Here is a 7,257-nt window from a genome sequence, read left to right on the forward strand (position 1 = left end):
CGCTTCAGGCGGCGACAAAAGTTTGCTGTACGCGCCGGGACAGCCTGAAATACGGTATCCCGAGCGCGGCGGCCACAACGGCCTGAATGAAGCCATCGAATGGGATGGCGATGGCGATACCAATGGCGTGGGTCATGTGCTCGCCGAGCAGATAGGCGATGGTTCGCATGACGACGATGGCCAACAGCCATGCCTGCACCTGTACTGGAAAGCGTGCGGATTTACGCCGCGCGAGCAACGCGAGCCAGCCTGCGCCGGCAATAATGAACGACCCGATGATCACGTCGCAGCCGACCATCGCGATCACGGTGCGATACCAGCCGTGTGTTTCAGGGCGCACGAATACCGCCAGCAATTCCCATTCGAGCATGAGTTTGAGTGGATCGCGCAATGCGACTGCGGTTGATAGCGCCCATGCGGCGAGGCAGATCAGGGCGACGAGCAGCCAGCCGCTGATTCGTCGGGTTTCGGGTTTCGAGCTTGTGTTCATGAAATCGGTCACGTGATGGATCTTATTGCGCGCGCCGATTCTACGAACGAAAACCGAACGACCATCTCATTTTTTCCACAGGGCTTTCAATGCAGCTTCCAGTTCGCGGTTTCGCGGCGCCTGGTTCTCGCCCGCTTTGCCTTTACGTCCGCCTGTCAGCGCAGCGCGCATCAGGGACCGTCAGCACGATCTTTCCTGCTCCGGTATGATCGGCACGCTTGAGGGCCGCGCATGGGCCGGTCCATCGACAGTCCCCTCTCATGTCCACATCCGACGCTTCTACTCCCGCTTCCGCCGACCGGTCGTTGCGCGGCTTGCTGCTTCTGCTCGCGACGATTGCCGGTGTGGCAGTCGCCAACATCTATTACAACCAGCCTCTGCTCGACGATTTCCGGCAGTCGTTTCCGAACGGCGCGTCGTGGGTCGGCGCGGTGCCAGCCATGACGCAGCTCGGCTATGCAGCCGGAATGCTGTTGTTGGCGCCGCTCGGCGACCGCTTCGATCGCCGCCGCCTGATCCTGTTGCAGATCGCGGGCATGTGCGTTGCGCTGGTGCTGGCGTCGGCGGCGCCGACGTTGTCCGTATTGATTGCCGCCAGCCTCGCGATCGGGGTGCTCGCCACCATCGCGCAGCAGGCGGTGCCGTTCGCTGCCGAACTCGCGCCTGCGTCCGAGCGTGGCCATGCCGTTGGCACGGTGATGAGCGGACTGTTGCTGGGGATTTTGCTGGCACGGACTGCGGCGGGCATTGTCGGCGAGTACTTCGGCTGGCGCGCGGTGTTCGGCGCTTCGGTCGTCGCGCTGCTGGTGCTGGCGGTGGTGATCATCATGCGTCTGCCGAAGAGCAGGCCGACGTCGACGTTGCCGTACGGCAAGCTACTGGTCTCGATGTGGCACCTGGTGGTGGAGCATCGCGCGCTGCGTGAAGCGTCGTTGACCGGGGCGGCGATGTTCGCGGCGTTCAGCATTTTCTGGTCGGTGCTGGCGTTATTGCTGGCGGGCGCACCGTTTCATCTTGGGCCGCAGGCCGCCGGCTTATTCGGGATCGTCGGTGCGGCCGGCGCGATGGCCGCGCCGCTCGCCGGCAAATTTTCCGACCGACGCGGACCGCAGGCGATCATCACGGTGTCGATTGCGCTGGTGGCGATTTCGTTTGTTGTTTTTGCCTTGTCGGCGAAGAGTATTGCTGGATTGGTGATTGGTGTGATCATCCTCGATATTGGTGTGCAGGCTGCACAGATTTCCAATCAATCGCGGATTTATGCGCTGAAGCCTGAAGCGCGGAGTCGCGTGAATACTGTTTATATGGTGGCTTATTTTATTGGTGGTGCTGTCGGGTCGGGGGTCGGCGCTTTGGTTTGGCCGACGTTTGGGTGGCTTGGGGTGAGTGTCGCTGGGGTTGGTTTTGCCGGGCTGGCGGCGTGGAATCATTTGAAGCGTCCCGCCACGTCCGGTCTACGCTGATACATGAGCTGGGGTTCTGGAGCAAAACGCGCACCGCCAATTATCGGTCTGGTGTCCGTGCAACAGGATTGCTCCAATGCAGACTTTGTAATGACCTCCGGCAGCGCCTCAGCCGAAGATGCAGAACCACAGCGGTAAAAGTTGCAGAGATTGCCGGCGCGGGAAACCATCCAGACCCGCCAGCACCGGCAATCTCCACCCGAACAAGCGCGGCAGCGCAAGCGGCCATTCGCGTTGCGGCCAACCGGCGCCTCTCGCCCCCTGGCTTTCAACGTCCGCTTTTCGACCGGGTTACTCGCGGCCCTCGAGCAGATCGGCCATGTCGTCGGCATGCTCTTCTTCGACAGCGAGGATTTCTTCGAACAGACGGCGCGTCGTCACATCCTTCTCGCCGAGATAACGCACGATCTCACGATACGTATCGATCGCAATACGCTCGGCGACCAGGTTTTCGCGAATCATGTCCGTCAGATTGCCGCCCTCCTTGTATTCCGAATGCGAACGCGTCGTCAGACCATCCGGTGCAAAATCCGGCTCGCCGCCAAGTTGCACGATACGCTCGGCGATGCGGTCGGCGTGCTCCTGTTCTTCCGCCGCATGCTCCGCGAACTCGGCAGCCACCGCCTCGGAGTTGATGCCCTTGGCCATGAAATGATGTCGTTTATAGCGCAACACGCAGACGATCTCGGTGGCCAGAGAGTCGTTGAGCAGTTTCAGCACCGTGTCACGATCCGCACCATAGCTTTGCGTGACCGGACCATCCGACATGTGCTTACGCGCGTCGTCGCGGATCTTTTTGATGTCCATCACGAACGAATCGCTGAATTGAGATGCTGCGCCTTGGGTGCCAGAAGACTTCGCCATTGAAATTCTCCTTTATCGAGTGTTGGGGAATTGCGTATCCCGCACGAATCGCGCCTGATACGCCGGCGTAAGGACGGCGTATTCGTCTACGTTCGGAATACACCGAGCTGGCGACTCTCCTTGTTGGTATCCGCGTAAAGAGACCCTGAGGCGAACCGGACCTCGCGGAGAAACTCAAGCGTGCGACCGGCAGCCGACAGCAAGCCACCGCCGCTCTTCAGGCGAGCCCCTTCTTCCGGTAATCGAACCAGAAAGACAACCCTACGCTGGCCAGAATCACGATCGTCGCGATCACCGTCGAATGCGTAACCGGCTCGCCGAGCAACACCGCACCGAGCGCCACCGCAACCACCGGATTCACGTACATGCAACTGCTGGCGATGATCGGACTCGTATGCCGGATCAGAAAGCCGTACGCGACATAGGCGGTCATCGTCCCGATCAGCATCAGGTAGACGAAGGCCAGCACCGGCAGAAAATGCACTTCCATCATCCGCTCGCCCGAGACCCAGGCGACCATCGTCGACATCGCGCCACCGAGGCCAATCTGCAACGACGTCGATAGAAACAGGTCCGACGGCAACTTCAGCCGTCCGGCCAGATGCGCGCCGCCTGCCCAGAAAAGCGCACCGCACAGAATCGCCAGGCTGCCGCCCGCCGATCCCGGCGCGCTGTCGCCGTGACTCAGGATCGCGATGCCCACCAGTCCGAGGCCAACCGCGAACCACTCGCCTCTGCCGATCTTGCGCCCCGCCACCGCCGCGATCACCGTCGCGAACAGCGGCACGGTCGCAACCATCACGGCCGCGGTGCCGGTGCCGACGGTGCGCATGCCGTAGGCGAGCATGCCGCTCGACAAGCCGACCAGCATCGTGCCGACAAGGCCGGCGTTGCGGATTTCACCCGCGCTCGGCCAGACCGGATTGCGGCGCGCCGCAAAGATGAAGAGCCCTACCCCGGCAAACAGATTGCGCAGACCTGAGAGCAGCAAGGGCGGAAACGAACCGAGCGCGACGTGCACGGCGAGATATGTCGAGCCCCACACGAGATAAACGACCGCGAGCGCGAGCGCGATCTGCCCATTGCGGGACTGCGGCAAACGGATCGGGAAACCACGCGAAAAACGGCTTGGGAGTTGCGGCGACATGCGTTCAATCCGCCCATGCCGCTCGAGGTGCTGCGCCCCCGCTGAAGACCCTGTGGCGGGATGGCGGACACCGCATCGGCGATGCGGTCTGACGGGCGAGGCTGGCGGACATGTCGGTGGAACGGAAAGACGATAGATGGCCAATGGGGCCACAACGCCGCGGCGGTCGATCGGAATCGATCCGCGGCTGACACGCGCCAAATGTTCGGCGCGCACCGCATTATGCAGTAAGCGCCCACCGCATCGATTGAAAGAATCGTAACTTTTTTGCGTGCTTGCAACAAAAAGCCGGGGACGTCCCCCGGCTTTTGAGCCGCCCGTGATTCCGGCGCTCAAGCTATGCAAGCGGCATCGCCGGCCACGTTCAGTTGGCCATCGCGCCCGACGCTTCGTGCTTCATGCCCGTCGCGTCGTTGCCCTTTTTCATCTTGTCGTGCTTCATCGTGTCCTTCTTCATGCTGTCCTTCGACATGGTGTCTTTGGACATCGAATCCTTCGACATCGTGTCCTTCGACATCGCATCGTTGGACATTGCGCCGCTTGCCTGAGCGAACGCGGCGCCGCCGCTGGTCAGGAGGGCGACGGCCATTGCTGCGATTGCGAACTTTTTCATGGGATGACTCCGTTTCGTTATGGATGGTGAATCTAAACCGGCTTCCAGGTGATGCCGGGGTATTTCCGAAGCTTCTGCCGCCCGGGGTCGCGCATTCGTCTGTGCAAGCGCCGACCCGCGCGCGTCAGGAGCCTCCGAACCAGTTGTAGCCCTGGTCGACCCAATAGCCGCCGGGGAACGTGTTGGTGACGAACATCTCGACGATGTGCTTCGGATTCTTGTAGCCGAGCTTGGTCGGCATGCGCAGCTTCATCGGAAAGCCGTATTTCGCGGGCAGGCGCTCGCCGTCGTACGAGAACGTGAGCAGCGTTTGCGGATGCAGCGCGGTCGGCATGTCGATGCTTTCGTAGTAGTCGTCGGCGCATTTGAAGCCGACGTACTTCGCGCTCGTGTCCGCGCCGATGCGCCGCAGAAAATCGGCAAACGGCGTGCCACCCCAGCGGCCAATCGCGCTCCACCCTTCCACGCAGATGTGCCGCGTGATCTGCTCGGCATGCGGCAGCGCGTACAACTCGGGCAAGGTCCAGACACGCTGACCGGTGACGAGGCCGCTGATCTTCAGCTTGTAGTCGGAGGCGTCGACATCGGGCACGTCCTCGATGCCGTAGAACGCATTGAATGGAAACGGCCGCGTGATCTGCGCTTCGGTGTAGGTCGGCGCGAGTTGTTTCGGATCGAACAGTGCGGCCTGCGCGCGGTCGTTCAGACGCGATACGGCCGTCAGGAATGCGTTGACCGAATCGTTGTCGGTGAGCGAGCAGCCGGTCAGCATCGACAGGCCGCCGAGCGTCAGGAGCCGCTTGCCGAACAGGCGCCGCGACGGCATCGCGAGTTCGCGCCGTGCATCGATCAGGATCGATTCGCGGTCAAGCTGATTGTCAGGCCTAGGGGCGAGCTTTCGACCGGGTTGTGTATCGGGCGTGGTCATGATTCGATGTCCTTAAGCTTTGCGTTTCCGTGGATCAGCGGTTTAGCGTCCGCGCAGCATCGCCAGCAGCGAACGCGGCACGAGGGCCACCATCACCAGATGCACGGCGATGAACGCTGCCATCAGTGACATGGCGCAGAAATGGACGACGCGTGCGTTGTCGTAGCCGCCCATCAACTCGCGCAGCAGCGGAAACTGCACGGATTTCCAGATCGCGAGGCCCGAGAGCACCAGCACGATCAGATCGCAGACGACGAACACGTAAGCGAATTTCTGCACCGCGTTGTAGACGCGCAGATCGGCGTGCGAGAGCTTGCCGGTCAGCGCGGCGACGAAGTCGTGCAGCACGGCGCGCGGCGAGAGGGGCAGAAACTTGCGCACGAAGCGCCCGCTGATCAGGTTCAGGGCGAGATACAGCAGGCCGTTGAAGACCAGCAGCCACATCGCCGCGAAGTGCCATTGCAGCGCGCCGCCGAGCCAGCCGCCGAGCGTGATCGCCGTGGGGAACGTAAAGCTTTTGAAGATCGGCGACGCGTCGTAGATGCGCCAGCCGGACAGCATCATCAGGATGGCTGCGAGTGCGTTGAGCCAATGCGTGACGCGCACCCACACCGGATGAATCGTGCCGCTCTTCGGCGTGGCGGGCGGAGCGGTTTCGCTGAGAGCATGAGGCGTTGCCATGAGAATCTCCGATTGAATGGGGGCGCTGCGGGGGGCGTCGCGCGATCAATTGCAGGCGGCCAGTTCGCCCACTTGCAACACCTCGCCGGTCGCGGCGTTTTCGACGAAAGCGACGACGCCGAAGGTGTCAGCCGGCGCGTTGGCATCGGCATCGTCGATGCGGATATCGCGGCGGATTTGCGCGTTACCGGCAACGAGCGGCACCGGGCCGATCCATTGCCGCACGACGCGTTCGTGATGCAGCATTGCGCCGCTGTTTTCCCCGGCTCTGACCTGCGAGTTCAACGCGTTCTGGTAGACCGCGACGTAGGCATTCAGTAAGCCCGTTGCGTCCGCCGCCTTGCTGGTGAATTGCGCATCGACATTGAAGGCACCCTTCGCCTCGTGTTTCAGTTCAAGCGCCACGTTCGCCCGAGCGGGTTCGGCGACGACCTGGCCGACACGGCTCTGAAAACTGTCGCGTTGCGACCAGCTGCGCAGTTCGCGGCCCGATACGAAGACCTCAGGCGTGTAGATGGTGTGGCCGCCGGAGAGGTCGGTGAGGGTTTGCTGACGTTCGGTAAAGCGATGCTGCGAGAAACGGTCGGTCCAGCCGAGGCTATTCCAGTAGTCCACATGCAGGGCCAACGGCACGATGCTTTGGGTTGCGCCGCTGTTTTTCCACTGGCTCAGCCAGTTGTCGGCGGGCGGGCAACTGCTGCAGCCTTCGCTGCTGTACAGCTCTACTAGCGCTACGCGGTGGGATGGGCTGTGCGACGCGCATACGGCAGCGGCTGCGCTTGCCAGACCGCTGGCCGAGAGGATCGCGAGCGCTACGGCCAGCGCGATTACGCGGGTGAGGTAGCGGGTGGCATACCGGTTCGCGTAGCGGGTTCGTGCGGTTTGCATGGCGTGCTCCATCAGGATCTGCACGTTTGTCGGACCACGAGGTCACTTATGACAGCCTATTCTGATTTTTATTCTGGCTTGGGATGTTCGCCTAGCAGGCTGTTGAAAAGCGCCCCGTCATGAGGACCGAAGCTATGTTCAGGAGGCTTGCGCGTGCGATTTCCCGCTGAATTACCGGTTCGC

Annotated in this window: 8 protein-coding genes; 1 reads left to right on the forward strand and 7 read right to left on the reverse strand. The window is 62.0% G+C overall.

Annotation, left to right across the window (positions count from 1 at the left end; translation table 11 throughout):
* Nucleotides 1-4 precede the first annotated feature (4 nt).
* Nucleotides 5-490, reverse strand: a complete 486-nt coding sequence (locus tag P3T22_RS21060) for a DUF2569 domain-containing protein (protein WP_429325999.1) — start codon at nucleotides 488-490, stop codon at nucleotides 5-7.
* Nucleotides 491-750: 260 nt separating this feature from the next.
* Between P3T22_RS21060 and P3T22_RS21065 the strand changes: the two genes are divergently transcribed.
* Entirely contained in the window at nucleotides 751-1,953 is a 1,203-nt protein-coding gene (locus tag P3T22_RS21065) for an MFS transporter (protein WP_063496681.1), read from the forward strand.
* Between the two features lie 291 nt (nucleotides 1,954-2,244).
* Here P3T22_RS21065 and P3T22_RS21070 read toward each other — a convergent pair whose 3' ends face one another.
* From P3T22_RS21070 to P3T22_RS21095, 6 genes are all read right to left on the reverse strand, one after another.
* On the reverse strand, nucleotides 2,245-2,817 hold the full coding sequence (locus P3T22_RS21070; protein ID WP_063496682.1) for a ferritin-like domain-containing protein: 573 nt from the start codon (nucleotides 2,815-2,817) through the stop codon (nucleotides 2,245-2,247).
* 217 nt (nucleotides 2,818-3,034) lie between these two features.
* Complete coding sequence (locus P3T22_RS21075) at nucleotides 3,035-3,964, reverse strand: EamA family transporter (protein WP_429326000.1); 930 nt, start codon at nucleotides 3,962-3,964, stop codon at nucleotides 3,035-3,037.
* Nucleotides 3,965-4,328: 364 nt separating this feature from the next.
* On the reverse strand, nucleotides 4,329-4,577 hold the full coding sequence (locus tag P3T22_RS21080) for a pentapeptide MXKDX repeat protein (protein WP_063496684.1): 249 nt from the start codon (nucleotides 4,575-4,577) through the stop codon (nucleotides 4,329-4,331).
* A 124-nt stretch (nucleotides 4,578-4,701) separates the two neighbouring features.
* Nucleotides 4,702-5,505, reverse strand: a complete 804-nt coding sequence (locus P3T22_RS21085) for a molybdopterin-dependent oxidoreductase (RefSeq protein ID WP_063496685.1) — start codon at nucleotides 5,503-5,505, stop codon at nucleotides 4,702-4,704.
* A gap of 42 nt (nucleotides 5,506-5,547) precedes the next feature.
* Nucleotides 5,548-6,186, reverse strand: coding sequence for a cytochrome b/b6 domain-containing protein (locus P3T22_RS21090; protein ID WP_063496686.1), 639 nt, complete (start codon nucleotides 6,184-6,186; stop codon nucleotides 5,548-5,550).
* A 45-nt stretch (nucleotides 6,187-6,231) separates the two neighbouring features.
* Nucleotides 6,232-7,074, reverse strand: coding sequence for a DUF1223 domain-containing protein (locus tag P3T22_RS21095; RefSeq protein WP_429326001.1), 843 nt, complete (start codon nucleotides 7,072-7,074; stop codon nucleotides 6,232-6,234).
* Between the last annotated feature and the right edge of the window lie 183 nt (nucleotides 7,075-7,257).

Source organism: Paraburkholderia sp. GAS348, from assembly GCF_050434205.1.
Lineage (GTDB): Bacteria > Pseudomonadota > Gammaproteobacteria > Burkholderiales > Burkholderiaceae > Paraburkholderia.